Source organism: Microbacterium limosum, from assembly GCF_036324365.1.
Taxonomy (GTDB): domain Bacteria; phylum Actinomycetota; class Actinomycetes; order Actinomycetales; family Microbacteriaceae; genus Microbacterium; species Microbacterium limosum.
The window spans coordinates 2,589,798-2,614,339 of the sequence record NZ_CP137080.1; the positions used below are offsets into that span (position 1 = coordinate 2,589,798).

Annotated in this window: 22 protein-coding genes and 2 pseudogenes; 10 read left to right on the forward strand and 14 right to left on the reverse strand. The window is 70.3% G+C overall.

Annotation, left to right across the window (positions count from 1 at the left end; all coding sequences use genetic code 11):
* Positions 1-466 precede the first annotated feature (466 nt).
* From RYJ27_RS12455 to RYJ27_RS12465, 3 genes are all read left to right on the forward strand, one after another.
* Entirely contained in the window at positions 467-1,219 is a 753-nt protein-coding gene (locus tag RYJ27_RS12455; RefSeq protein WP_330170612.1) for an IclR family transcriptional regulator, read from the forward strand.
* A gap of 117 nt (positions 1,220-1,336) precedes the next feature.
* Positions 1,337-2,518: a 4-hydroxybenzoate 3-monooxygenase gene (locus tag RYJ27_RS12460; RefSeq protein ID WP_330170613.1), complete on the forward strand. Its 1,182-nt coding sequence runs from the start codon at positions 1,337-1,339 to the stop codon at positions 2,516-2,518.
* 80 nt (positions 2,519-2,598) lie between these two features.
* Complete coding sequence (locus tag RYJ27_RS12465; RefSeq protein ID WP_330170614.1) at positions 2,599-3,813, forward strand: MFS transporter; 1,215 nt, start codon at positions 2,599-2,601, stop codon at positions 3,811-3,813.
* Positions 3,814-3,837: 24 nt separating this feature from the next.
* Here RYJ27_RS12465 and RYJ27_RS12470 read toward each other — a convergent pair whose 3' ends face one another.
* The gene (locus tag RYJ27_RS12470) at positions 3,838-4,242 is read right to left on the reverse strand and encodes a glucose-6-phosphate dehydrogenase (RefSeq protein ID WP_330170615.1); all 405 of its coding nucleotides are present in this window, start codon (positions 4,240-4,242) and stop codon (positions 3,838-3,840) included.
* 51 nt (positions 4,243-4,293) lie between these two features.
* Positions 4,294-4,752: a MarR family winged helix-turn-helix transcriptional regulator gene (locus tag RYJ27_RS12475; RefSeq protein ID WP_330170616.1), complete on the reverse strand. Its 459-nt coding sequence runs from the start codon at positions 4,750-4,752 to the stop codon at positions 4,294-4,296.
* Positions 4,753-4,844: 92 nt separating this feature from the next.
* On the opposite strand from RYJ27_RS12475, the gene RYJ27_RS12480 reads away from it, so the two are divergent.
* The 5 genes from RYJ27_RS12480 (at position 4,845) to RYJ27_RS12500 (ending at position 9,964) form a co-directional block, all read left to right on the forward strand.
* Positions 4,845-5,777: an SDR family NAD(P)-dependent oxidoreductase gene (locus RYJ27_RS12480; protein WP_330170617.1), complete on the forward strand. Its 933-nt coding sequence runs from the start codon at positions 4,845-4,847 to the stop codon at positions 5,775-5,777.
* Between the two features lie 51 nt (positions 5,778-5,828).
* Complete coding sequence (locus RYJ27_RS12485; protein ID WP_330170618.1) at positions 5,829-6,716, forward strand: amidohydrolase family protein; 888 nt, start codon at positions 5,829-5,831, stop codon at positions 6,714-6,716.
* A gap of 2 nt (positions 6,717-6,718) precedes the next feature.
* Positions 6,719-7,909: an acyl-CoA dehydrogenase family protein gene (locus tag RYJ27_RS12490; protein ID WP_330170619.1), complete on the forward strand. Its 1,191-nt coding sequence runs from the start codon at positions 6,719-6,721 to the stop codon at positions 7,907-7,909.
* A gap of 34 nt (positions 7,910-7,943) precedes the next feature.
* A complete protein-coding gene (locus RYJ27_RS12495; RefSeq protein WP_330170620.1) occupies positions 7,944-8,396 on the forward strand; it encodes a MaoC family dehydratase in 453 nt (150 codons plus the stop codon).
* Positions 8,397-8,464: 68 nt separating this feature from the next.
* Positions 8,465-9,964, forward strand: a complete 1,500-nt coding sequence (locus tag RYJ27_RS12500) for an acyl-CoA synthetase (RefSeq protein WP_330170621.1) — start codon at positions 8,465-8,467, stop codon at positions 9,962-9,964.
* 40 nt (positions 9,965-10,004) lie between these two features.
* On the opposite strand, the gene RYJ27_RS12505 is transcribed toward RYJ27_RS12500, so the two are convergent.
* The 10 genes from RYJ27_RS12505 to RYJ27_RS12550 all read right to left on the reverse strand — a co-directional run bounded on the left by RYJ27_RS12505 (position 10,005) and on the right by RYJ27_RS12550 (position 20,511).
* Positions 10,005-10,190, reverse strand: a complete 186-nt coding sequence (locus RYJ27_RS12505; protein ID WP_330170622.1) for a Rossmann-fold NAD(P)-binding domain-containing protein — start codon at positions 10,188-10,190, stop codon at positions 10,005-10,007.
* Positions 10,191-10,373: 183 nt separating this feature from the next.
* Positions 10,374-11,861 (reverse strand): benzaldehyde dehydrogenase, encoded by a 1,488-nt coding sequence (locus tag RYJ27_RS12510; protein ID WP_330170623.1) that lies wholly within the window; start codon positions 11,859-11,861, stop codon positions 10,374-10,376.
* A 290-nt stretch (positions 11,862-12,151) separates the two neighbouring features.
* On the reverse strand, positions 12,152-13,072 hold the full coding sequence (locus RYJ27_RS12515; protein WP_330170624.1) for a sugar phosphate isomerase/epimerase family protein: 921 nt from the start codon (positions 13,070-13,072) through the stop codon (positions 12,152-12,154).
* A 12-nt stretch (positions 13,073-13,084) separates the two neighbouring features.
* The gene (locus RYJ27_RS12520) at positions 13,085-13,864 is read right to left on the reverse strand and encodes an SDR family NAD(P)-dependent oxidoreductase (RefSeq protein ID WP_330170625.1); all 780 of its coding nucleotides are present in this window, start codon (positions 13,862-13,864) and stop codon (positions 13,085-13,087) included.
* A gap of 91 nt (positions 13,865-13,955) precedes the next feature.
* Entirely contained in the window at positions 13,956-14,948 is a 993-nt protein-coding gene (locus RYJ27_RS12525; protein ID WP_330170626.1) for a sugar ABC transporter substrate-binding protein, read from the reverse strand.
* A gap of 84 nt (positions 14,949-15,032) precedes the next feature.
* Positions 15,033-16,028: an ABC transporter permease gene (locus RYJ27_RS12530; RefSeq protein WP_330170627.1), complete on the reverse strand. Its 996-nt coding sequence runs from the start codon at positions 16,026-16,028 to the stop codon at positions 15,033-15,035.
* Positions 16,025-17,566 (reverse strand): sugar ABC transporter ATP-binding protein, encoded by a 1,542-nt coding sequence (locus tag RYJ27_RS12535; protein ID WP_330170628.1) that lies wholly within the window; start codon positions 17,564-17,566, stop codon positions 16,025-16,027. The genes RYJ27_RS12530 and RYJ27_RS12535 overlap by 4 nt, the downstream gene beginning before the upstream one ends.
* Entirely contained in the window at positions 17,563-18,639 is a 1,077-nt protein-coding gene (locus tag RYJ27_RS12540; protein WP_330170629.1) for a zinc-dependent alcohol dehydrogenase, read from the reverse strand. The genes RYJ27_RS12535 and RYJ27_RS12540 overlap by 4 nt, the downstream gene beginning before the upstream one ends.
* A gap of 31 nt (positions 18,640-18,670) precedes the next feature.
* Complete coding sequence (locus RYJ27_RS12545) at positions 18,671-19,630, reverse strand: transketolase family protein (protein WP_330170630.1); 960 nt, start codon at positions 19,628-19,630, stop codon at positions 18,671-18,673.
* Positions 19,630-20,511 carry a transketolase gene (locus RYJ27_RS12550; protein ID WP_330170631.1) on the reverse strand — a complete coding sequence of 294 codons (882 nt, stop codon included), beginning with the start codon at positions 20,509-20,511 and terminating at the stop codon, positions 19,630-19,632. Before RYJ27_RS12550 ends, RYJ27_RS12545 begins: the two co-directional genes overlap by 1 nt.
* 261 nt (positions 20,512-20,772) lie before the next feature.
* On the opposite strand from RYJ27_RS12550, the gene RYJ27_RS12555 reads away from it, so the two are divergent.
* Positions 20,773-22,269 carry an aldehyde dehydrogenase family protein gene (locus RYJ27_RS12555; RefSeq protein WP_330170632.1) on the forward strand — a complete coding sequence of 499 codons (1,497 nt, stop codon included), beginning with the start codon at positions 20,773-20,775 and terminating at the stop codon, positions 22,267-22,269.
* A 130-nt stretch (positions 22,270-22,399) separates the two neighbouring features.
* Positions 22,400-22,942: a MarR family winged helix-turn-helix transcriptional regulator gene (locus RYJ27_RS12560; protein ID WP_330170633.1), complete on the forward strand. Its 543-nt coding sequence runs from the start codon at positions 22,400-22,402 to the stop codon at positions 22,940-22,942.
* Positions 22,943-23,013: 71 nt separating this feature from the next.
* Here RYJ27_RS12560 and RYJ27_RS12565 read toward each other — a convergent pair.
* Both RYJ27_RS12565 and RYJ27_RS12570 read right to left on the reverse strand, forming a co-directional pair.
* Positions 23,014-23,721, reverse strand: a pseudogene (locus tag RYJ27_RS12565) (PaaX family transcriptional regulator); the annotation flags it as partial.
* Between the two features lie 14 nt (positions 23,722-23,735).
* A pseudogene (locus tag RYJ27_RS12570) lies at positions 23,736-24,418 on the reverse strand (ABC transporter ATP-binding protein); the annotation flags it as partial.
* Between the last annotated feature and the right edge of the window lie 124 nt (positions 24,419-24,542).

Below are 24,542 nucleotides of genomic sequence, written 5' to 3' on the forward strand. Positions count from 1 at the left end.
AGGGGAAGAGGGGAAGAGGGGAAGAGGGGACGAGGGGAAGAGGGGAAGAGGGGACGAGGGGAAGAGGGGAAGAGGGGACGAGGGGAAGAGGGGACGAGGGGAAGAGGGGACGAGGGGAAGAGGGGACGAGGGGAAGAGGGGACGAGGGGAAGAGGGGACGAGGGGACGAGGGGAAGAGGGGACGAGGGGAAGAGGGGACGAGGGGAAGAGGGGACGAGGGGACGAGGGGAAGAGGGGACGAGGGACGAGGGGAAGAGGGGACGAGGGGACGAGGGGACGAGGGGAAGAGGGGAAGAGGGGACGAGGGGACGAGGGGACGAGGGGACGAGGGGACGAGGGGACGAGGGGACGAGGGGACGAGGGGACGAGGGGACGAGGGGAAGAGGGGACGAGGGGACGAGGGGACGAGGGGACGAGGGGAAGAGGGGACGAGGGGACGAGGGGAGCGCGTGAGAGAGTGTGGGGCATGGCGAACTCGCCCTCCGGCGACTCGATGACCGCGCGCATCGTGCGCGTGCTCGAGACCTTCGACGCCGACCGCACCGTGCAGACGATCGCCGACATCGCGCGACGCGCCGCGTTGCCCTCCTCGACGGCTCAGCGCATCGTCGCGGAGCTCGCCGCGTCCGGTCTGCTCGAACGCGACGAGGACGGCCGCGTGCGCCTCGGCATGCGGCTGTGGGAGCTCGCGCTCCGGGGTTCGCTCGCCCTGCGCCTGCGACAGGCGGCTCTGCCCTTCATGGAGGGCGTCCAGGCACGCGTGCGCGAGCACACCCAGCTCGCCGTCCTGGAACAGGACGAGGCGCTCTTCATCGAACGCCTCTCGCACCCGCTGGCGGGAGCCAACATCACCCGCATCGCGGGCCGCCTGCCCCTGCACGCCTCCTCCGCGGGGCTCGTCCTTCTCGCGCACGCGTCCCCCGCGCTCCGGGAGCGCGTGCTCTCGCAGCGCCTGCGCGCCCTCTCCGCCGAGACCCAGACGGATGCCGCGGTGCTGCGCACCCAGCTCGAGCGCGTGCGCCGAGAGGGGTTCGTCATCGCCCCGGGGACCGTGGAGACCGTGTCGACGGGGGTCGCGGTCCCCGTGCGAGAGGGGCGACGGGGCCCCGTCATCGCGGCGCTCGCCGTGGTCCTGCCCCGAGACGCCCCCACGGCCGGCGCCGTCGACGAACTGCGACGAGCCGCCGCCGGCATCGAGAGCGCCCTCGCCGCGCCGTGAGGCCGGGAGAGCATTCCACCCCGCAAGACGCCACCCGTTGAACGGGCCACCGCGCGCCTCGTACCGCCCGGTCCCGGCATCATGGACCGCGGCATCCGCCGTCGAAGGAGACGACCCATGACGAATACCCTCCGCACCCGCGTCGCGATCGTCGGAGCGGGCCCCGCCGGCCTGCTCCTCTCGCACCTGCTCGCCGCCTCCGGCATCGAGTCCGTCGTGATCGACTCGCGCACCCGCGACGAGATCGAATCAACGATCCGCGCCGGGATCCTCGAGCACGGCACCGTGCGCGTGCTCGACGAGAGCGGGGCATCCGATCGCGTCCTCACCAGCGGTCACCGTCACGACGGCATAGAGCTGCGCTTCGAAGGCGAGGGGCACCGCATCGACTTCCCCTCCCTGACGGGCCGGAGCGTCTGGCTGTACCCCCAGCACGAGGTGCTCAAGGACCTGATCGCCGCGCGCCTGGCCGGCGGGCAGGACCTGCGCTTCGGCGTCACGGCCGAACGCATCGAGGATGCCGAGACCGCGCGCCCCCGCGTCGTCGCCTCCGATGCCGACGGTACGTCCCTCGAGATCGAGGCGGACTTCGTGGTCGGAGCCGACGGATCGCGCAGCATCGCGCGCGCCGCCGTGACCGGCTCGTCCACCGGCGGATACTTCCGCGAGTACCCGTTCGCGTGGTTCGGGATCCTGTGCGAGGCGCCGCCCAGCTCCGAGGAGCTGATCTACTCCAACTCGCCCAACGGATTCGCGCTCATCAGCCAGCGCAGCGCGACGGTGCAGCGCATGTACTTCCAGTGCGATCCCGGCGCGGATCCGCACGCGCCGTCCGAAGCCGAGCTCTGGGACGCCCTGCAGTCGCGCGTGCCGGGGACCACGCTCAAGGAGGGACGGATCTTCCAGAGGGACGTCCTCCGGTTCCGCAGCTTCGTCGCCCACGAGCTCCGCCGGGGCCGGGTCGCCCTCATCGGAGACGCCGCCCACACCGTCCCGCCCACGGGCGCGAAGGGGATGAACCTCGCGATCGCCGACGTCCTGCTCCTGGAGAAGGCGCTGCGGGCGCTGCTCGAGGACGGCGACGAGCGCGCGATCGACGCCTTCCCCGAGAAGGCCCTGCGCCGCATCTGGAAGGCGCAGCACTTCTCCTGGTGGATGACGAGCATGCTCCACGTCGCACCGGATGCCTCCGACTTCGATCGGCGGCGACAGGTCGGCGAGCTGCGAAGCGTCGTCGAGTCCGAGGCGGGCCGCACGTACCTCGCCGAGGCGTACACGGGCTGGCCGTTCGAGGACTGAGCCCACGGCGCGCGGCGCGCTCCCGGTGGATGGGCGCTCCGCGCTGCGCGACGGGCGAGGAGCGGTATAGTCCGGTGCTCGTGACCACTCAACGGCGGACGTCCACCGACATCATCCTGCTGGTCGTCGCCGTCTGCCTCGTCGCCGCGAACATGCGACCGACGATCACCGCGGTCGGGCCGCTGCTGGAGCAGATCGGCACCGACACCGGCCTGACCGTCGCGACGCTGGGCCTGCTGGCCGCCGTACCGCTCACGGCGTGGGCGCTCGTCTCGCCGTTCGCGCTCCGTCTCTCCCGGCGCTTCGGGATGTCCCGGGTCGTCCTCGCCTCCCTCGCGCTCCTGCTCGTCGGCACGCTCGTCCGCTCCCTGCCCGGCCCGGTCGCGAGCCTGTGGATCGGCACCGCACTGATCGGCGTCGCGCTCGCGATCGCGAACGTGCTCATGCCCGCCGTCGTCAAACGCGACTTCCCCGCACGCGTTCCGGTCATGATGGGCCTCTACACGGCGCTCCTGGGGGGCGTCGGCGCGATCGCCTCCGGGGTGGCGGTGCCGTTGTCCGCGCTCGGCGACGAGTCGACGGGGTGGCGGATCGCCCTGCTCGTCAGCGGCGCGGCCCTGCTGCCGTTCGCCATGGCGGCGTGGGCACTGGCCACCCGCGGTCATCACGCCGCGCATCTCGCCGCGCCCGGCGACGGCCTGTCGCGCCGGGGCATCTGGACCGATCCCGTGGCCTGGCTCGTGGCCGCCTACATGGGGCTCCAGGCGGCCACCTTCTACATGATGCTCACCTGGCTCGCGAGCATCTCGATGTCGATCGGCCGCAGCGAGCTCGTCGCCGGCTTCGACGTCATGACCTACCAGCTGCTCACGATCGCCGGCCCGTTCGTGGTCCCCGTGCTGCTTCGCGGGCGCGCCCGGCGCTTCGTGCCGGCGATGCTCCCGGTGCTCGGCGTCGTCGGCGTGCTCGGGCTCCTGATCGCCCCGGCCGGCATCGCGTTCTGGGTGCTGCCGGTGGGGCTGGCCTCGGGCGCCTCGCTGAGCATGTCGCTCACGCTGATGGCGGAGCGCGCACGCGACCACGACTCGTCCGCCGCCCTGTCGGGCATGGCGCAGTCGGTGGGCTACATCGTCGCCGCCGTCGGCCCGGTCGTCTTCGGCTGGGTGCACACCGTCACGGGGTCGTGGTCCTGGTCGCTGGCCCTGCTCGCACTGACGCTCGTCGCCCAGTCGGCGACGGGGATCTTCGCCGGACGCGAGCGCTACGTCTTCGATGCGCGGCCGCTCCGCACCTGACGGGCGCGGCCGCCGGTGAACCGATCAGGCGATGCGTTCGCCGCACATGCCGCAGACGCCCGTCGCGGGCACCTCCACGAAGCACGTGGGGCAGACGGGCGCCGCCTTCTCGGCAACGGGGGCGCGGGGGGTCGTGCGCGCCCGCGCCCCCGCGGCGCGCGAAGCTCGGGCCGCGCGCGCCGGCGCGGCGGGCGGTTCGACCTGGCGCGGGGGCTCCGGTCGATGCGCCAGACAGTAGAACCGCACGATGCCGGCGTGGTTCTTGGGGTTGCGGTGCTTGACGGCCCAGAGCGCCGTGCGCTCGAGCGGGACCGCGTCGAGTCCGCAGAGCGCGCAGCGGGTGGGGTCTCCCGGCACCACGTCGGCGACGAGGACGGGCACGTCGTACGACAGCGCATCGCGCCAGTCGGATGTCGCGGTGATCTTCACGGGAACCTCCGGACGGTGGCGGCGCCGTCGGGTGAGGCGCCACTGTCCAGGCTAGCCCGCGCGGGGCTCCCCCGAGCCGGGGAAGGCGAGCCGTCCCAGCAGGCGGACGAGTACGTCGCGTTCCGCGTCGTCCAGCTCGGCGTGGATCTCCCGCTCCGCCTCACGCGCCGATTTCTCCGCGTCGGCGAACAGCGCACGCCCCGCGTCGGTCGCGACGACGACATTGGCCCGCCGGTCGTTCGGGTCGGACTCCCGCGAGATCGCTCCGCGCCGCTGGAGCTCGTCCACGAGCGCGACGACCTGGCTCGGATCCAGCCGCAGATACTCGGCGATCTCTCGCTGCGAGGGACGACCGCCGCCCACGGCGAGGGCCAGCACGGAGTAGGAGCGCACCTTCAGTCCGTGCGCCGCGAGCGCGGCGTTGCCGCTCGCGAGCGAGAGGGCGTTCGCGCGGGCGAGCAGGAAGCTCAGATCGTCGCGCAGGTCGCGCGCGCTCCCGGTTTCCGTCATGGTCGAACGATAGCAAAGGTCAACGCCAACAATGATTGACAATCTCAACAGTTGATGCTTTCCTGATCTCAGGCAAACGAAGGAGTACCTCCATGTCACTCGAGGGCAAAGTCGCTATCGTCACGGGGTCCGGCCGCGGGCTCGGGCTGGCCTACGCGCAGGAACTGGCGCACCAGGGCGCCGCCGTCGTCATCAACGACATGGACGAGACCGCCGCGGCATCCGCCGTGGCATCCATCACCGACGCCGGAGGCAGGGCCACCGCGGTCGTCGCCCCCGTGGGGCCGACCGAGACGGCCGACGCCCTCGTGAAGGCCGCCGTCGACACCTTTGGGGGCCTCGACATCCTCGTCACGAACGCCGGCGTCCTTCGCGACAGGACGCTCTGGAAGATGACGGACGACGACTTCGACACCGTGATCGGCGTGCATCTGCGCGGCACCTTCACCTGCGTGCGCGCGGCGGCTACGTACATGCGCGAGAACGGGGTCGCCGGGCGGATCATCTGCATCGGGTCCCCCACGGGGCAGCGCGGCAACTTCGGCCAGACCAACTACGCCGCCGCGAAGGCCGGCATCGTCGGCATGGTGCGCACGTGGGCACTGGAGCTGAAGAAGGCCGGCATCACCGCGAACGCGGTGATCCCCGTCGCCGCCACGGCGATGACCGCGACGATCCCCTACTTCGCGGCCGCGATGGAGGCCGACTCCCGCGGCGAGGCGATGCCGGCGTTCTTCCGCCACGACCTCGGGTTCGGCACCTCTCGGGATGCCGCGGGCATCGTCGCCTACCTCGCCTCCGACGCCGCTGCGGGCGTGACGGGGCAGGCGATCGGCGTGGGCGGCGACCGCCTGCAGGTCTGGTCCCACCCGGAGCCGGTCGTGACCGCGTACCACGACGGCGGCTGGGACGTCCCCGCCCTCGAGGCGGAGTTCCCGGCGGTGACCGAGGGATCCCTCCAGAGCGTGGGCGAGTCGTTCCCGCCGCTGCCCGAGGACCTGCAGCGCCCCGCGCCCGGTCGGTGAGCCGGCGCCCGGTGAGCACGACGTGACCCCGCGGTCCGGAGGAGAGACGAGATGACCCGCTACGAACCCGCGATCGATCTCGACGCGATCGAGGCCATCGACGTGCACGTGCACATCGAGGTCGATGCGCACGGTCACTCGTCGCTGCCGCCCGACCTCGTCGAGGCCGCGTCGAAGTACTTCAGCGCCGGCATCGACCGGCCCGACCTCGACGCCGTCGCGGACTACTACCGCGCGCGGCGGATGGCCGCGGTCGTCTTCACCGTCGACGCGCAGACGCAGCTGCACCATGCCGCCCTCTCCAGCGAGGAGATCGCGGACGGCGCCGCCCGCAACAACGACGTCCTGATCCCCTTCGGGTCGGTCGACCCCCGCGCGGGGTTCGCGGCGGTGGAGCGCGCGCGCGTCCTGGCAGCGGAGCACGGCGTCAAGGGGTTCAAGTTCCACCCCACGGTGCAGGGGTTCGATCCGAGCGATGAGGCGTACTACCCCCTCTACGAGGCGCTGCAGGAAGCCGGCGTCGTCGCCCTGTTCCACACGGGTCAGACGGGCATCGGCGCGGGCATGCGCGGTGGCCGCGGATTCAAGCTGGCCCTGTCGAACCCGATCCTGCTCGACGGCGTGGCGGCCGACTTCCCGGATCTGCAGATCATCATGGCGCACCCCTCCGTGCCCTGGCAGGACGAGGCCCTCTCCGTCGCGACGCACAAGCACAACACGTGGATCGACCTGTCGGGCTGGAGCCCCAAGTACTTCCCCGACCAGCTCGTGCGCGCGGCGAACTCCTACCTCAAGCGCCGGATCCTGTTCGGCTCCGACTTCCCGCTGCTGACACCCGACCGCTGGATCGCGGACGCCGAGAAGACGACGCTCAAGGCGGAGGTCATGCCGGGGATCATGAAGGACAACGCCGCCAGGCTGCTGGGCCTCGGGGGCTGAGCATGCCGGCCCTCGAGTCGGACGCGACGTTCGGGATCGACCCGTACGGATTCGCGCAGACCCACCTCAGCGCTCCCGCGCGCGACGCCCTCGGCGCCCTCCAGCGCACCCTGGACAGCGAGATCCGCCCCCTCCTGGCCGATGCGTGGGACAGCGCGACGATGCCCGCCGAAGTGTGGGAGAAACTCGGCCCCCTCGACCTGATGCGCCCCGCGGGCGTCTCCGACGCCGAGGCGCGCAGCTCGATGTTCTCGGGATTTCGCAACTACGTCCTCGCGCGCACGGACGTGTCGGTCGCGACGCTCTATAACGCGCAGTCCGGGCTGTTCCGCACGACGGTCGCGCTCGGCGGTTCCGCCGAGCAGGTGGCACGCCTCGATCCGCTCATCGCCTCGTTCCGCCTCACCGGCACATTCGCGCTGACCGAGCCCGACCACGGCTCCGACATCGCCGGCGGCATGGAGACGACCGCCCGCCGGGACGGCGACGACTGGATCATCAGCGGGGCGAAGAGATGGATCGGTGCCGCCGCGGCCGTCGACACCCTCGCGATCTTCGCTCGCGACTCCGAGACGGGCGACGTGCTCGCCTTCCTCGTCCCCCGGCGCAGCCCCGGCGTCACGGTGACGCCCATCGAGGGCAAGATCGCGCTGCGGCCGATGCAGAACGCCGCGATCCGCCTCGACGACGTCCGCGTCCCCGAGACCGACCGGCTGCAGAACGTGCGCGGGTGGCGGGACGTCGCCCGCATCCTGCGCGCGATGCGCTCGGACGTCGCCTGGATCGCCACCGGGCTGCAGGCGGGAGCGCTGGATGCCGCGGGGCGGTACACGCGCGAACGGACGCAGTTCGGGCGCCCCGTCGCGGGCTTCGCCCTCGTGCAGGAGAAGCTCGCCCGGATCCTCGGCAATCTGACGTCCTCGCTCGGCATGGTCGTCCAGCTCTCCGCCCGCCAGGACGCGGGCGAGTTCGCCGACGAGAACTCCGCGCTCGCGAAGATGCAGACCGCGCTTCTCGCCAGACGCAGCGTCGCGCTCGCGCGCGAGGTGTGCGGCGGCAACGGGCTGCTGCTCGAGCACGGCGTCGCCCGGTTCTTCGCCGACGCCGAGGCGGTCTACTCCTATGAGGGAACGCACGAGATCACCGCCCTCATCGTCGGCCGCGCCCTGACCGGCGAGTCGGCATTCGTCTGACCCGCGTCATCCATCCACGAAAGAGAGACACACAATGACCACCACCGTCGCCTTCGCCGATCTGCAGACCCTCGTCGGAACCGACCTCGGCTACACCGACTGGTTCGAGATCACGCAGGACCGCATCAACACGTTCGCCGACGCCACCGACGACCACCAGTGGATCCACGTCGACCCCGAGCGCGCGAAGGAGGGGCCCTTCGGAGCGCCGATCGCCCACGGCTTCCTGACGCTGTCGCTGTTCATCCCGCTGTGGGTGGAACTGCTCGACGTGGAGGGCGCGACGACCAAGGTCAACTACGGACTCGACAAGGTGCGCTTCGTCTCCCCCGTCCCCGCCGGCTCCCGCATCCGCCTGACCGCCACCGTCGTGGAGGTCACCGAGGCCGGCGGCGGCATCCAGATGGTCGTCGACGCGACGATCGAGATCGAGGGCGGGAGCAAGCCCGCCGTCGTGGCGCGGAGTCTGCAGCGCTTCTACGCCTGACCCACCCCGCTGCGGCGCCCGTTCCCGAGGGCGTCGCAGACCTGGACATCCCACGAAGGAGTGCGGACATGAACGAACTCGGCGTTGGCGGGTGGCTCGCACGGCGACGGCTGAGGTCGCCGGACAAGCCCGCCCTGATCTTCGACGGCGGTCGGTGGACCTACCGGGAGATGGCCGACCGGGTCGACCGGGTCGCGGGGCTGCTCGCCGCGCGGGGCATCGGGCGGGGCGACCGGGTCGCGTACCTCGGGGAGAACAGCCCCGAGTTCCTCGCCGTGCTGTTCGGGATCGTGCAGCGCGGTGCCGTCTTCGTGCCGGTCAACACCCGGCTCGCGCCCCCCGAGATCGCCCACGTGCTCCGCGACAGCGCGGCGCGCCTGCTCGTCCACGACCCGGAGTTCGATGGGGTGCTCGCATCGGTGCTGAGCGAGGACGACATGCCGGAGGTCATCCGGACGGGCGAGGAGCCGACCGCGCTGTCGGCGCTCGTGTCCGGCGCCGCCCCGCTGCCGGCCGCCGAGCGGATGCTCCCCGAGGATCCGGCGGCGATCATCTACACGTCGGGCACGACGGGCCGGCCCAAGGGCGCGATGCTCACGCACCAGAACCTCACGTTCGTGTCGCTGAACTGCATCGTCGACTACGACGTCGTCTCCTCCGACATCGCCCTGCTCATCTCCCCCCTGTTCCATGTCGCGTCCCTCGGCATGGGGGCCCTGCCGGTGCTGCTGAAGGGCGGCACGATCGTCCTCGAGAAGGGCTTCGACCCGGCGCGCGCGCTCGCGCTCATCGAGAAGCACCGGGTCACGATGCTCAGCGGCGTGCCGACGACGTATCAGATGCTGGCCGATCACCCCGCCTGGGCGGAGACCGACCTCTCCTCGTTGCAGAAGCTCACGTGCGGAGGCTCCGCGGTTCCGACCCGGATCCTCAACGCGTACGAGGAGCGGGGGCTCTCCTTCTCCCAGGGCTACGGGATGACGGAGACCTCTCCCGGCGGGACGAGCCTGCCGCCCGAGATGTCCCGCGCGAAACAGGGCAGCGTGGGGCTGCCGCAGTTCTTCCTCGACGTGCGGGTCGCCGACGAGTCCGGGCAGGAGCTGCCGCCCGGGGAGCTCGGCGAGGTCCAGCTTCGCGGGCCCAACGTCTTCGCCGGCTACCTGAACCTGCCGGACGCGACCACCGCCGCCTTCACCGACGACGGGTGGTTCAGGTCGGGAGACCTGGGCTACGTCGACAAGGACGGCTACCTCTTCATCGCCGACCGCCTCAAGGACATGATCATCTCCGGCGGCGAGAACATCTATCCCGCCGAGGTGGAGAACCTGCCGGGGGTCACGGGCGTCGCCGTCATCGGCGTCCCCGACGACAGATGGGGCGAGGTGCCCTGGGCCATCCTGACGCTCTCGGCGGGAACGACCACCGACACCGAGGCGGTCCGCGCGCACCTAGACGGCCGGCTCGCCCGCTACAAGCTGCCGAAGAACGTCGTCGTCGTCGACGAGCTCCCCCGCACTGCGTCCGGAAAGGTCCGCAAAGCCGATCTGCGTGCGCGCTTCGCCGGCTGAGCGAGTCCAGGATGCCGGGCGCCCGCACCGCGTGCGGTGATCAGATGACGCCCGTGCCCCGGTCGACGTAGAGGTTCACCGCCACGTTGACGCGGATGGGGGCGAGTTCGAGGGTCAGGGTGTTGACCAGGCCCGTCACCCCTCCGTTGATGGTGGACCCGGTCGTCGAACCCGGGTACGGGAGGTCCTTCGCCCGGCCCCCGAAGAGCACGATCCCGGTCGTCACGGACGGCTCCAGCCGATGCCGGCGCTCGTGAGCGTGTTCGAGCGAGCGTTGGCCGATCCGCAGCTGAAGGACGCGGACTGGAGCGCGATCGCGGAGGTCAGCGGCGCGACCTGCGGTGACGCACGATCACCCGCCCCGGGGGACGAGATCCCCCGGGGCGGGTGCAAAAGGTCCGCAGGACGCTTACAGCGGGTACTGGCCGGGCTCGCGCCGCATCGTGATCCAGCGGGTCTCGGTGAAGGCGTCGATGTTCGCCTGCGCGCCCCCGTGACGCGAGCCGGTTCCCGACGCGCCGACCCCGCCGAACGGGGCGTTCGCCTCGTCGTTGACGGTCTGGTCGTTGACATGCACGATTCCCGAGGGGATGCGCGTGGCGAGCTCGTAGCCCGCCAGCGCGTCCGCCGTGACGATGCCGAGCGAGAGCCCGTAGTCCGTGTCGGCGGCGAGGGCGACGGCCTCGTCGTCCGTCGCGAACGACACGACGGATGCCACGGGACCGAACACCTCGTCGCAGTACGCCGCGGCATCCTTCGGCGGGTTCGCGAGTACCGTCGGACGGTAGAAGAGGTTCTCGTAGGTTCCACCCGCGGCCAGCGTCGCACCCTGGGCGACGGCGTCCTGCACGAGGGTGTGGACGCGATCGCGCTGCACCTCGTCGATGAGCGGACCGAGGTGCACCTGGCCCGCGGCGGGGTCGCCGACGTGCATCGAGTCGGCCTTCGCCGCGAGCTTCTCCACGTACTGGTCGAAGATCGACTCGTGGACGATGTGCCGGCCCACGGTCATGCAGATCTGACCCTGGTGGAGGAACGCGCCCCACGTGGCGAGGTTGACCGCCTTGTCGACGTCCGCATCGTGTCGCACGATGAACGCCGAGTTGCCGCCGAGTTCGAGGTGCGCACGGGTGAGGTGACGGCCGGCGAGTTCACCCACGGCGCGTCCGGCCCGCGTGGAGCCGGTGAACGCGACCACCCGCACGCGGGGGTCGGCGACCATCGCCTCGCCGACGTCGGCGCCCCCGGGAACCAGCTGCAGAACGCCTGCCGGCAGCCCCGCCTCCTCGAAGATGCGCACCATGCTGACGCCGCCGGTGATGACCGTGCGCGGGTCGGGCTTGAGCAGCACGGCGTTGCCGAGCGCGAGGGCGGGTGCGACGGCGCGGATGCCGAGGATGAGCGGCACGTTGAACGGCGAGATGACCCCGACGACGCCGACGGGGATCTGCTGCGCGAGCGAGAGGCGGGGCTCCTCGCTCGAGAGGATCGACCCCAGCGGCGCAGACGGCAATGCCGAGGCCTCGTAGCACTCTGCGGCAGTGACGTGCAGGGCGAACCCGGCCAGCGGCGGGATCGCCCCGACCTCGCGCACGTTCCACCCCATGATCTCCTCGGCGTGAGCCTCCCACAGCTGGGCGGCCTTGCGGAGCACGGCCGCCCGGGCGGGGTGGGGCATCGCGGCCCATTCCCGTTGCGCGCGAGCCGCGCCCTCGGCGGCGCGGGCGACGTCCTCGGGGCTCGCCATGCCGACCATGGCGAGGGTCTCACCGGTGGCGGGCTCGACGGAGGCGATCTCGCCCCCTCCGCCGGGCACCCATTCGCCGTCGATGTGGACGCGACCCGCGAAAACCTCCGGGTCGATCAGTGCGGTGGTCGGTTCTGTGACGGTCGACATCGTTGTTCCTCTCGTCGATGTGGGTCTGCAGCATTCACGTTCGCAGGCGAATCTGGCAGTTCGTGGTGACCGCGTCCAGCCGCGGAGCCGGGCGGGACGGGGCTTCCTCTCCTCGGGCGAGGATGGATGCCGGGGAGAGGAGGTTGCGGGCCGATTCGGTCCTCTGCCCGGCATCGCCCTCTCCCCGGGCGAGGACGGATGCGGAGGAGAGGAGGTTGCCGGCCGATTCGATCCTCGCCCCGGTCGACCCCCTCCCCCCAAGCAGGGGGACACTGACGAAGCGCCCCGCGCTACCCCCCGACGCGGGACAGACGGGCGGCCCGCCGACCCTCGACGCTCGAGGCGAACCCGCGGCGGATGACGCGCATCGCGTCCTGCGCCAGCCCGACGCCGTCGAGGTACGGCGAGCGCCAGATCGCGAGCATGTCGCTCGCGAACGGCGAGAGCACCGACCGTGAGAACGCCTCGACGCCGAACCGGCCGCTCCATCCGATGTCGAACGCGTGGCGGACGAGGGCCTCGAGATCCACGGCGCCCGTCGAGAGCATGCCGCGCCCCGACTGGCCGAGTTCGAGGTGGCCTAGCTTGGGCGCCGCCATCGTGATCGCGCCGGCCAGGTCCGCCTCCTCCACCGCCATGTGGAAGGTGTCGAGGTGGATGCGCAGGTTTTCGGAGCCCGAGAGAGCGACGAACTCCATCGCCTGCGCCGCCGTGTTGACGACCGAGGTCTCGTAGCGGTTGAGCACCTCGAACGTCATCATGACGCCCCGGTCGGCCGCCTCGTCGGCCACCCGGCCCACCTCGACGGCAGCCCGCTCGATCGCCGCCGGGTCGGTCACGCCCGCGGGGCGCCCGAAGAGCCCGTACGGGACGCCGTTCATCTGGTCGCCGCGCAGGGCGACCGTCAGGTCCAGGGCCGCCCGCAGCATCGCCGCCCCCGCGGCGCGCTCCTGCGGATCTGCGGAGGACACATCGGCCCCCGGAGCCTGCCCGGCGATCGTGATCGGCGACACGTCGTGCGCCGCGAGCACGTCGCGCAGGTGGGCAGTGTCCGTCGCGTCCGGATCCAGCGGAGGGAGCACGACGCGGCGGTAGCCCGCGGCCACCACGGCGCTCAGCGCCGCGGGGACGAGATCCGAGAAGGCATCGGCCAGGAGCACGTTGAGGTGGCATGCCACATCCAGCGCCCCGGCGTCATGGTCGGTCGTCATCGCTGCACCGCCTCAGAACGTCGGCAGGTCGAGCCGCTGCTTGAAGACCGAGTAGCCGTCGTCCACGTGCACGACGGTGCCGTTGATGACGTTCGCCTCGTCCGAGGCGAGGAAGGCCACGACGTTGGCGATCTCCTCGGGCTCCGTCATCGTGCCGCGCAGCTGCTCGGAAGCGAAGGTGGCCTTCAGCTCGTCCGAGAACTGGTTGATGATGGCGGTGCCGACGCGGCCCGGAGTGATCGCCACGGCGCGCGTGCCGTACTGCGCGAGCTCGTACGCCGCCGACCGGGTGAACGAGATCACGGCCGCCTTCGCCGCGCTGTACGTGAACGACAGCTCCGCGGCCTGCTCGCCGTAGATGGAGGAGGTGCTGATGATCACACCACCGCCGCCCTGTGCACGGAACTGCCGTCCCGCGGCGAGGATGCCGTAGTACACGCCGTCCTGATCGATCCGGATCATCGGCTCGTAGTCGACGGCGGGGTCGTGCTCGAGAAGCGGCTTGCCGCCCGCGATGCCCGCGTTGTTGAAGATGACGTCGAGCCGGCCGAACACGTCGACGGCGTGCTGGACGGCGGCTTCGACCTCGGCGAAGACCGACACGTCCACTCCGAACGACGTCGCGCTGTCCGGCGTGTCCGCGTTCAGCCGATCGGCGACGGTCGCCGCGCGCTCCGCGTTGACGTCGGCGACGACCACCTTCGCCCCCTCCGCGACGAACTTCTCGACGGTCGCGAGACCGATTCCGCTTGCGCCGCCCGTGATGAGGGCGACCTTGTCCTGCAAACGCATGATTCTCCTTCTGCGTCACGATGCGCGACGCGGGGACGGGTGTGAGGACCGGGGGAGGCGGAGCTCACCGCCTCCCCCGGTAGTGCGGGCGTCAGCCCAGCTGGTCGGACGGGGTGATCGCGTCGGCGTTGTCGATCGTCACGAGCGTCGTGTCGGCCATCTCGAAGGTGGTGTCGGGCAGCGTGCCGCTCTCCTGGTAGGCCACGATGTGGTCCATGACCGTGTCGAGGATCATCGGCCACGGCTGCTCGACGGTGGCGAGCATCGCGCCCCCGGCCTTCACACCCGCGATCGCCTCGCTCACCGCGTCGACGCCGGTGACCTTCGCATCGGCTCCCGCCTCGGTGATAGCCTGCGCGGCGCCGAGGGCGGCGTCATCCCAGCCGACCCAGACTCCGTCGAGGCCGCCGGGGTTCGCCGCGAGGTAGTCCTGCACGAGCGCGAGCGCCTCCGTGCGACCCGTCGCCGGAGAGGCGACCTTCTGGATCGAGCCGCCCGCGATCGTCGCGCCGGCCTCCTTCAGAGCCTCCTCGGCGAGCCCCGCGCGCATGCGGATGCCGGGGTGGGGGTCGTGCCCGATCACCATGATGTTCTTGCCATCGAGGCCGCCGAGCGCCTCGTCGAGCGCACCCACGGTCTGGTCGACGATCATCTCCTGATTGGCGGTGATGTTGATCGCGAACGCATCGTTGGCCTCGGTGCCCGAGTCGATCGCGAAGATCGGAATGCCGGCGTCCTTGGCCGCCGTGACGATGGATCCGATCGAGGCGACGTCGGTGTAGCCGTCGAAGATCGCATCCGCGCCCTGTCCGATCGCGCTCTCCACCGCGGGGTTCATCTTCTGGAAGTCGAAGTCACCCTGGATCATCGTGAGGTCCCAGCCGAGCTCCTCGGCCTGCTCCTCCACCGCCTTGACCCACCATGCGCCGACGGGGGTCTGGTTTCCCGAGGTGAAGGCGATGACCTTGAACGGGTCGCCGTCCTCGCCTCCGCCCCCGCCATCGGCGGAGCCGGTCGAGCATCCGGTCAGAGCGAGCGTCGCGACGGCGGCCGCGGCCACCAGCGCCTTGAATGATGTACGCACTTGTCTACTCCTTTGTTGCAGTTGCGTGTTTTCCTGGTGCCCGGGTACGGCAGGCCGCGCCCGGAGGGAGGAGGTATCGGGTGACTACCTCTCCCGGTTCTTGAACGACGAGAGGGTGACGGCCGCGATGATGATGAGGCCCGTGACCACCTGCTGGACGTAGGCGTTGACGCCGAGGATGTTGAGCCCGTTGCTCATCACCCCGATGATCGCGACGCCCACCATCGTGCCGACGATGTTGGCCGCGCCGGAGCGGACCACCGTCATGCCGAGGAAGACGGCCGCGACGGAGAAGAGCAGGTTGTCCTCGCCCTGGACCGCGCTCGCGCTTCCCAGGCGCGCGGCGAGCAGGATGCCGCCGATGGCCGCGACGGCACCGGCGACCGTGAAGGCGGTCAGCCGCGACATCCTCACGTTCACGCCCGACAGTCGCGACACCTCGGCGTTGCCGCCCGTGGCGTACCAGCGGCGGCCCACCGTGGTGTACCGCAGCACGAACCAGAGGATCACCGAGATGGCCACGGCGATGAACACGGGCAGCGGCACCTCGAGGAATCTCCCCTGTCCGAGCACGTTGAACTCCGCCGGCAGGTTGAACAGCGTCGTGCCGTTGGTGACGAGGAACGCCAGGCCCGTGACGGATGTCAGCGTCGCAAGCGTCGCGACGAACGCGGACAGATTGAGATAGGCCACGAGCAGGCCGTTCGCGAGCCCGATCAGGGTGCCGACGATGATGGCGATGAGGATGGCGAGGGCCACCGGCATCCCGGCGAGCATCAGCGATGCGGCCACCGCGCCGGCGAGCGCGGACGTCGCCGCCACCGACAGGTCGAAGTCGCCGACCACCATGACGATCGTCTGCGCCCCCGCGATGATGGCGAGGATCGCCACCTGGTAGAGGATGTTGCGCACGTTGGTGAACGTGAGGAACACGTCCGGGCGCATGGCGAAGAAGAAGATGATGAGCAGCACCAGCGCGAGCACCGTGCCGCCCGAGAGCAGGCGCTGCCCGACGGAGCTCTTCGGCCCCGACCGCAGCTCTGCGGCATCCTCCAGCCCGGGGTTACGTGTGGTGGTCATCGGTCGGCCTTTCCATAGCAGTAGGACAGCAACAGCTCTTCGTCCGCGTCTTCCGCGCGGACCTCTCCGGATATGCGACCCTCGTGCATGATGAGGATCCGGTCGCTCATTCCCATGAGCTCGGGCAGCTCGGAGCTGACGGCGATCACCGTCGTCCCCTGAGCGACGAGCTGCCTGATGAGGCGGTAGATCTCGGCCTTCGTGCCGACATCGATCCCGCGGGTGGGCTCGTCGAGCAGCAGCACGCGCGGGTTGCGGGCGAGCATCTTGGCGAGCACCACCTTCTGCTGGTTGCCGCCCGAGAGCTCGCCGACGTACTGTCCCGCGCTGCGCGCCTTGATCTGAAGATCGGACATGCCCTTGCGGACGATGTCGGAGATCTTGGCGCCCGAGACGACGCCCGCAGCGCTGACGGAGGGGATGTTGGCCAGCGCGATGTTGTCGCGGATCGTCATGCCGAGCACGACGCCCTGCGTGCGCCGCTCCTCGGGCACGAGCGCGACGCCGGCCTGGAGCGCCCTGCCGACGCCGGGAGAGTGCGGCAGCGTCACCCCGTCGACCACGATCGTGCCGGCCTTGTGCTTCTGCGCGCCCGAGAGGATGCGCAGAAGCTCGCTGCGGCCCGCCCCCGCGAGCCCTCCGATGCCGAGCACCTCTCCGCGGTGGGCGACGAACGAGACATCCGTCACCTTCCGGCCCTGCAGGCCCTCGACGACGAGCGCGACGTCGGTCGTCGCCGTCGTGCGGTCGGGGTAGAGCTCGCCGCTCGCACGACCCACCATCGTGGAGATGACCTCGTCGATGTGGGAGTCCGCGACCTGCTTGGTGACGATGGTCTCGCCGTTGCGCATGATCGTCAGGCGATCGCACAGCTCGAAGACCTCCTCGAGGCGGTGCGAGACATAGACGATCGCGACGCCCTCGTCGCGCAGGCGACGAAGGACGGAGAAGAGCTCGACGATCTCGACGTCGGTCAGCGACGCGGTCGGCTCATCGAGGATCAGCACCTTCGCGTCGGTCGCGAGTGCCCGGGCGAAGGCCACCATCGTCTGCTGCACGGGCGAGAGCTCGCCGGCGAGCTTGCCGAGGGGGATCCGCTGGCGGATCCGCTCGAGCTGGGCCTTCGCGCGCTGCCGCAGCGCTCGCCACCGCACGATGCCCCCGCTCCGGGGCGTCTGGTCGCCGAGGAGGATGTTCTCCGCGACGCTCAGCGAGGGGATGATCGACAGCTCCTGGTAGAGCGCGACGATTCCGGCGCGATTGGCCTCCCGGACGTTGGCGAACTCCACCTGCTCGCCATCCCGGAGAAGGGCGCCCTCGTCGGGGTCGTACAGACCCGTGACGACCTTGATGAGGGTGGACTTGCCGGCACCGTTCTCCCCGAGCAGCGCGTGGATCTCGCCCGCCCGCACCGACAGACGCGCCCTGCTGAGGGCGTGGACGCCGTCGAAGCGCTTGACGATGTCGCGCGCCTCCAGCGCCGGGGTCGGCTCGAGGGCTGCGGCATCCGTCGCGGCGGACGTCGACGGGCCGCTCACGGCGTTCCCTCCCCCGCCGCGGACTCGACGTCGTTGCAGCGGATGATCACCTTGGGGTGTCGCCCGCTCATGTGCGCCTCGAACGCCGCGACGGCGTCGTCGAGGTCGAACACCGCCGCCGTCAGCTCGTCGACCTCGAGGTGCGGGAGGATCTGGAGCGCCCGAGGGAAGGCGTAGGGCGACACGAACACCCCGGTCAGCGTCAGCTCCTTCAGGTAGAGGTAGTCGGAGAGCCCCAGCGGCATCTCGAAGTCGTGCGGGTACATCGCGCCGTAGACGACTGTGCCGCCCTTGGCCGCGATGTCGAGCAGGCCCCTGACGGCCCGCACGGATCCCGATGCGTCGATCACGACGTCGTATCCGCGCCCGTCGGTGATCTCGTCGGCCCGCGCGAACTGGTTCTCCGACACGGGGTCGATCACGTGCTGCGCGCCGTGCCTGAGCGCCATCTCCCGGCGCTCGGCGATCGGCTCGATCATCGTCAGGCTCGTCGCCCCGTACATCCGCATGACCTGCAAGGCGAGCTGTCCGATCGGGCCGCCCCCGCACACGGCGACGCGGTCGCCGACCCGGATGCGGGTCTTGTCGGCGATGCGGACCGCGACCGACGTCGGTTCCAGGAGGCAGCCCTTCAGCAGCGACACCTCATCGGGCAGGCGATACACCTGCGACTCGTGCCACGTGACCGTCTCGGCCATCCCGGGACGGTTGTACTCCTGGATGTTCTCGCAGAACTGCTGGCGCCCGTCCTGACAGGGACGGCAGGTGCCGCAGAAGCGCAGGAAGTTCCCCGCGACGCGATCCCCCACGCGCAGTCCGTTGCGGACCGCGCGCTCACCGAGCGCCTCGACGACGCCCGACAGCTCGTGGCCGAGCCCGATCGGCACGTCGGTGCCGAAGAATCCCTCGGCCAGATGCGGGTCCGATCCGCAGATCGCCGCGTAGGCGACGCGGATGCGCACGTCCTCGGGACCGAGCGGCTGATCGGGGAAGTCCACGACCCCGATGCGTCCGCGGGCACCCTCGTCGGGGTCCCGGAGACTGCCGATCTTGGTGACGGCTACTGTTCTCATTCGTCTCTCCGTTGAGCGCTGATGCGCAGGTTTAGGCGGCGATGACCCGCCGCAGCGCGGCGACGGTGTCGGCCAGTCCGTAGCCGTGCTTGTCGCGCAGCTGCTCATCCTCGCCGAAGCCCGCGTACACCTGCGGGATGCCGAGCCGTTCGAACGCCTCGAGACGGATGCCGCGGTCGGCGACCACGTCCGCGATGCGCGATGCGAGGCCTCCGTAGGCCAGGTGATCCTCGAGCACGACGAAGCGTCCTCCGGTCTCCGCCGCCGATCGGACGATCAGCTCCTCGTCGATGGGCTTCAGGGTGAACATGTCCACGACGCGGATCGATCGGCCGTCCTTCGCGAGCTCCTCGGCGGCGTCGAGCGCCTGCGCCACGACCGTGCCGTGCGTGAAGATGGTCGCGTCGGTGCCCTCGCGGGCGACGATGCCCTTGCCGATCCGCACCTCGTGCTGACCCGGCTCGTAGAGCACCTTGTCCTTCTTGCCGACGGCGAGGCGGATGTAGATCGGCCCGCTCATCGCCATCGACTGCCGGATGATCTCCCCGACCATGAGCGGATCGCCGATCGAGGTGACCGTCATGTTCGTGAGCGCGCACATGAGGGCGAGATCCTCGACCGCGTAGTGCGTGGAGCCGCCGTTGCCCACCAGCCCGCCGTGGGTGCCGATGATCTTGACGGGCAGGTTCGGGTAGCAGACATCGGTGCGCACCTGCTCGAGGGCCCTCATGGAGAGGAAGGGGAGCATCCCGGAGACGACGGGGATGTTGCCGTCGTACGCGAGGCCGGCCGCGATGCCGACGCACGCCTGCTCGGAGAGGCCGACGTCGAGGAAGCGCTCGGGGTACGTGTCGCGGAACTCGACCAGGGTGGCGCCGATGTCGGGCGTCAGAACCCACAGGTTGTCGTGTTCCTGACCGAGCTCGGCCAAGGTCGCGCCGATGACGGACCGCGCGCCGAGGAAGTCACCGAAGGTGAAGGTAACGGGCATCAGACGGACTCCTTCTCACGGGTGGCCTCGAGGGCCTTGAGTGCTCGTTCGAGGTCGGCGGCGCCGAGCGAGCCGGCATGCCAGGCGAGGTTGTGCTCCATGAAGTCGACGCCCTTGCCCTTGATCGTCTCGGCGACGATCACGGTCGGCTTGTCGCTGTCGGTGGCCGGCAGGTCATCGATCGCGGCGACCAGAGCAGCCATGTCATGGCCGTCGATGTGCACGACGTTCCAGCCGAAGGCGGCCCACTTGTCCGCGTAGGGCTCCAGCGTCACCCGCTCCTCGTCGAAGCTCGTCATGAGCTGGCGATTGCGGTCGATGACGGCGACGAGGTTTCCCAGCTTGTTGGAGCTGCCCGCCAGGGCGGCCTCCCAGACCGACCCCTCGCCCGTCTCGCCGTCGCCCATCAGGGTCACGACGCGATGCGTCTCCCCCCGGCCGCGGGCGCTCAATGCCATGCCGACGGCGAGCGGCAGCCCGTGCCCGAGCGAGCCGGTGGAGCACTCGACGCCCGGCAGCTGCACCTTGCACGGGTGCATGCCGTACGCGCTGTCGAGCTGACCGTAGGTCTCGACGATCCCGTCGTAGGAGAAGAATCCGCGCATCGCCATCGCGATGTACATGCAGACGGCCGCGTGGCCCTTGCTCAGGACGAAGCGGTCGCGCGTCGGGTTGGCGATGTCGGTGGGATCGACCTCGAGGCCGTAGTGGAAGAGCGCGGTCAGGATGTCGGCCGAGGAAAGATCGCCGCCGATGTGGACGGCTCCCTCGTACGTGCCGCACAGGTGCAGCAGCTTGGCGCGCAACTCGTAGGCGAGCTCTTCGAGCTGCTCGACGCTGGGTCGATCGGTGGTGGCACGCTCGGGTGCGGGGCTCATCATGTCTCCTCATCGATGACACGGAAGACGGCGTCGCGGGCGCTGTGCGCACGTCGTCGTCGTCGACTTCGCTTGCTCGTCCCCGCCTGCTCCGGCGGCGACGCGAGTGACGCTAGCACGAACTCATTTACAAGTAAACAGGAATGCTTATAAACTCGTTGAGCCGACCACCAATGGATCCGGCTGCCTCCTCGCGGCCTGAGCGCGGAGGTGAAGGCCCGGTCCTTCCGGGCGACGACAGACACAGAGAGGTGCGTAGTCGAGATGACCGATACACAGATTTCCGCGGGTGTGCGGACGGGGTTGTTCATCGGGGGCGTGGAGCGTCATACCGGTGAGGTGTTGAGTGTGGTGGATCCGGCGAGGCCGGGTGTGGTGGTCGGTGAGGCCGCGTCGGCGTCGGCGGGGGATGTCGCGGACGCGGTCGCGGCGGCGAACGCGGCGTTCCCGGCGTGGTCGGGGTTGTCGGCGGCGGAGCGGGCCGGGTTGATGGCCGACGCGATCGCGGGGATCGGGGATGACCGGGACGCGGACGCGGAGATCTTGTCGTTGGAGAACGGGAAGGTGCGGTTGGAGGCGTGGGTGGACGCGCTGGTGTTCGAGATCCGGTGGAACCTCGCGTTGATGCTCGCCGACGAGGTCGAGGCGTCCAAGACGCTGCCGGTGGTCCCCGGACACATCCCCGTCTCCACCGAGGTGTCCTACCAGCCGTTGGGTGCGGTGACGATCATCGTGCCGTTCAACTGGCCCATCGCGATCCTGGGAGCGGCGCTGCCCCACGCGCTGCTGGCGGGGAACACCGCGATCGTCAAGCCGCCGCCCTCGGCGCCGCTGGCGACCACCCGGCTGGTGCAGCGGGTGGCGGAGAAACTGCCCGCCGGGGTGCTGAACATCGTCACCGGCAAGGACGAGAACATGTCCGGCCTGATCCAGAACACCGACATCGCGAAGGTCTGCTTCACCGGGTCCGTCGGCGGCGGCAAGCGCATCGCCGAGATGGCCGCCCGCTCCCTCACCCGCGTCACCCTGGAACTGGGCGGCAACGACGCGGCGGTGTTCCTGGAAGACGCGATCCTCGATGACACCCACCTGGACCGCCTCTACGCCGCGATCTACGACAGCACCGGACAGATCTGCATGAACGCCAAACGCGTCTTCGTGCACCGCTCCCGCCTGGACGAACTCGTCACCGGCCTGGAAAACCGCCTGAAAAACGTCGTCCTCGGACACGGCCTGGACCAGGCCACCACCATGGGACCCCTCCACCAGGGCGCGCAGAAAGCATTCGTGGAAGAGATCATCCAAGAAGCCAAAGACGCCGGCGCCGACGTCCGCGAATACGGCACCCTCCCCACCGGAGACCTCGCCGGCGGCAACTTCCTCCGCCCCGCGATCGTCATCGACCCCGACCCGGGCCTGCGCGTGGTCACCCAGGAACAATTCGGACCCGTCATCCCCATCATCCCCTTCGACACCGAAGACGAAGCCATCCGCCTCGCCAACGACACCTGGGGCGGACTGTGCGGATCGGTCTGGACCGCCGACCCCGACACCGCCCACCGCGTCGGCTCCCAACTGATCTGCGGATACGTCTGGATCAACGACCACGGCGCCACCCGCCTCGACCTCCGCGCCCCCTTCGGCGGCATGAAGCAATCCGGCTACGGCCGCGAACAAGGAATCGAAGGCATCCGCGCCTTCCAAGACACCCGCTCCATCGCCACCATCGACCCCCAAGCCCTCGCAAACATGGCCCACTAACACCACGCGCGAACATCGATACGACGGGATCCGGCCCCCAAATGCGGGGCCGGATCCCGTCCTTTCTGGGAGACTCATGCATACCGAAGGCACCGTGACCGTGGGATCGACGAGGGTCGAGAGGAACCGCATGGCGAAGAAGAGGGCACGCGATGCCGCCCGGGAGGCGGCCGCAGCCGCCTCGAACGCCGTCACCGAGCCGATCACCGATTCGATCGACCCCGAGAACTTCACGCCCCGCCTGCTGGCCCTGCTCTCGAACGCCCTCGTCTGGCGCGAGTCCCACGAGCTGCGACGACGATTCGGTCTCGGCACCAACGACTGGCGGGTGATCTCCGTCCTCGCGATGAAGCCGGGATCCGCCGCGACCGACGTCTCCGACTTCATCGGCGTGAACAAGGCCGTCGTCTCCAAGAGCGTCAACACCCTCGTCGACCGCGGGCTCGTCATCCTCTTCGACGGCCCCCGGGGCTCTCGTCCCATGTATCTCACCCCCGAGGGGGCGCGCATGCACGACGCGATGCTCCCCATCTCCCTGCGCGGCCAGGAGATCATCCTGGCCGATCTGTCCGCCGACGACATCGACGCGCTGAACACGCTGCTGAGGCGGATGCTCGAGAAGACGCGCGAACTCCAGCAGCTCGAGAGCGACGCCCTCGCGGCCGGCCTCTGACGGGCGACCCGGCGGGCGGCGGGCCACTGGGCGTCCATGTACTCGCGCGGCAGCGCGGGGTCGAGCCGCAGCAGCGCGAGCCAGTCGGCCACGAGCAGCATCCGCGCCGCCAGGGCTCCCCGCTCGTCGGGAGGCGAGAAGCTCTCCCACCTGGCGAGGAACTCGTGGTGAGCGCCGCGGATCGCGTCGATGTCCCACGCGGTGCGCACGGCGTCGACCATCGGGAAGCCCGGGAGCTCCTGGGCCGCGAACGCCGTCACGGACCCTGCGGGCAGGTCGGGGATGATCGCGGCCAGCGCGCCGGCCAGATCGACCTCGCCGGGCGCGATCCACAGCCCGTCGCGCAGCGGAGCGAAACCCGACCAGGTCAGCGCCGCCCGGAGCCGGTGCCGCAGCGTCCGCTGCTCCTCGGGAACCGTGAACGTCACGAGCGTCCACCCCGCACCCGACGGCGCGAAGGGGGTCGGGCTGTTCACGCGCCGGGATGCCTCCCGCAGCACCTCGATGCCGTGCGCCGTCAGCACGAAGCCGATCTCCCGGCCGAGACGCCGCCGCTCGATCAACCCGCTGTCCACCATCCGGTCGAGGTTGGTGCGCACGGCGGGGCCCGCGACGCCGGCGTCCTCCAGGACGGTCAGAAGCACCGCCGCGCGCAGCGGCTCGAAGTACCGGTCGCACACGTACTCGCCGAAGAGCGCCAGCAGCAACTGGCGCGGCTTGCGCGGCAGCGCGGTGCCGTCCCTGACCGCCACGACCCCGCCGGGATCGACGCCCGGCATCACCTGCGGGGGGTTCACGCGGCCGACACCGGACGGACCGCCTCACCGCGCTTGGCGCGCTGGATCTGCTCGTAGACGTGCGTGCGCAGCTCGGTGAAACGGGGCAGCGCCCGGGTGGTGATCTGGTCGCGCGCGTCGGGCAGATCGATGGCCAGGTCCTCCTGCACCCAGGTCGGCGACTTCGACAGCACGACCACGCGCTCTCCGAGATACACGGACTCGTCGATGTCGTGCGTGACGAAGAGGATCGACATGCCCCGCTCGCGGTGGAGGGTGCGCACGAGGTCCTCGAGATCCGCGCGGGTCTGAGCGTCCACCGCGGCGAAGGGCTCGTCCATGATCAGCACCTCGGGCTGATATGCGACGGCGCGGGCGATGGCCACGCGCTGCTGCATGCCGCCCGAGAGCTGCCATGGGTAGCTGCCGCCGGCGTGCTCGAGACCGACGGCGGTCAGCGCGTCGTCGATGAGCCTGTCGCGGTCGGCGCGGCTGTGGCGCTTGTGCTTGAGCGGCAGCTCCACATTCCCCGGACCGTCAGCCAGGGATAGAGGGAACGGCCGTACTCCTGAAAGACCAGCGCCATGTTCGGCGGCGGCGCGGACACCCGTTCCCCGTCGAGCTCGACGGTTCCCGAGGTGGGCGCCAGCAGACCGGCGATGCACTTGAGCAGCGTCGTCTTGCCGCAGCCCGAAGGGCCGCGTCATGAGTTAGTAGAACGTTGGCCCTACCGCCGAGGGGTTCGCCGTGCACATGTTCCGTGTGACGCAGCCAGAACGATCCCCCTCTCGATATGCCTATGGACAATCCCTATGCGCATAGGT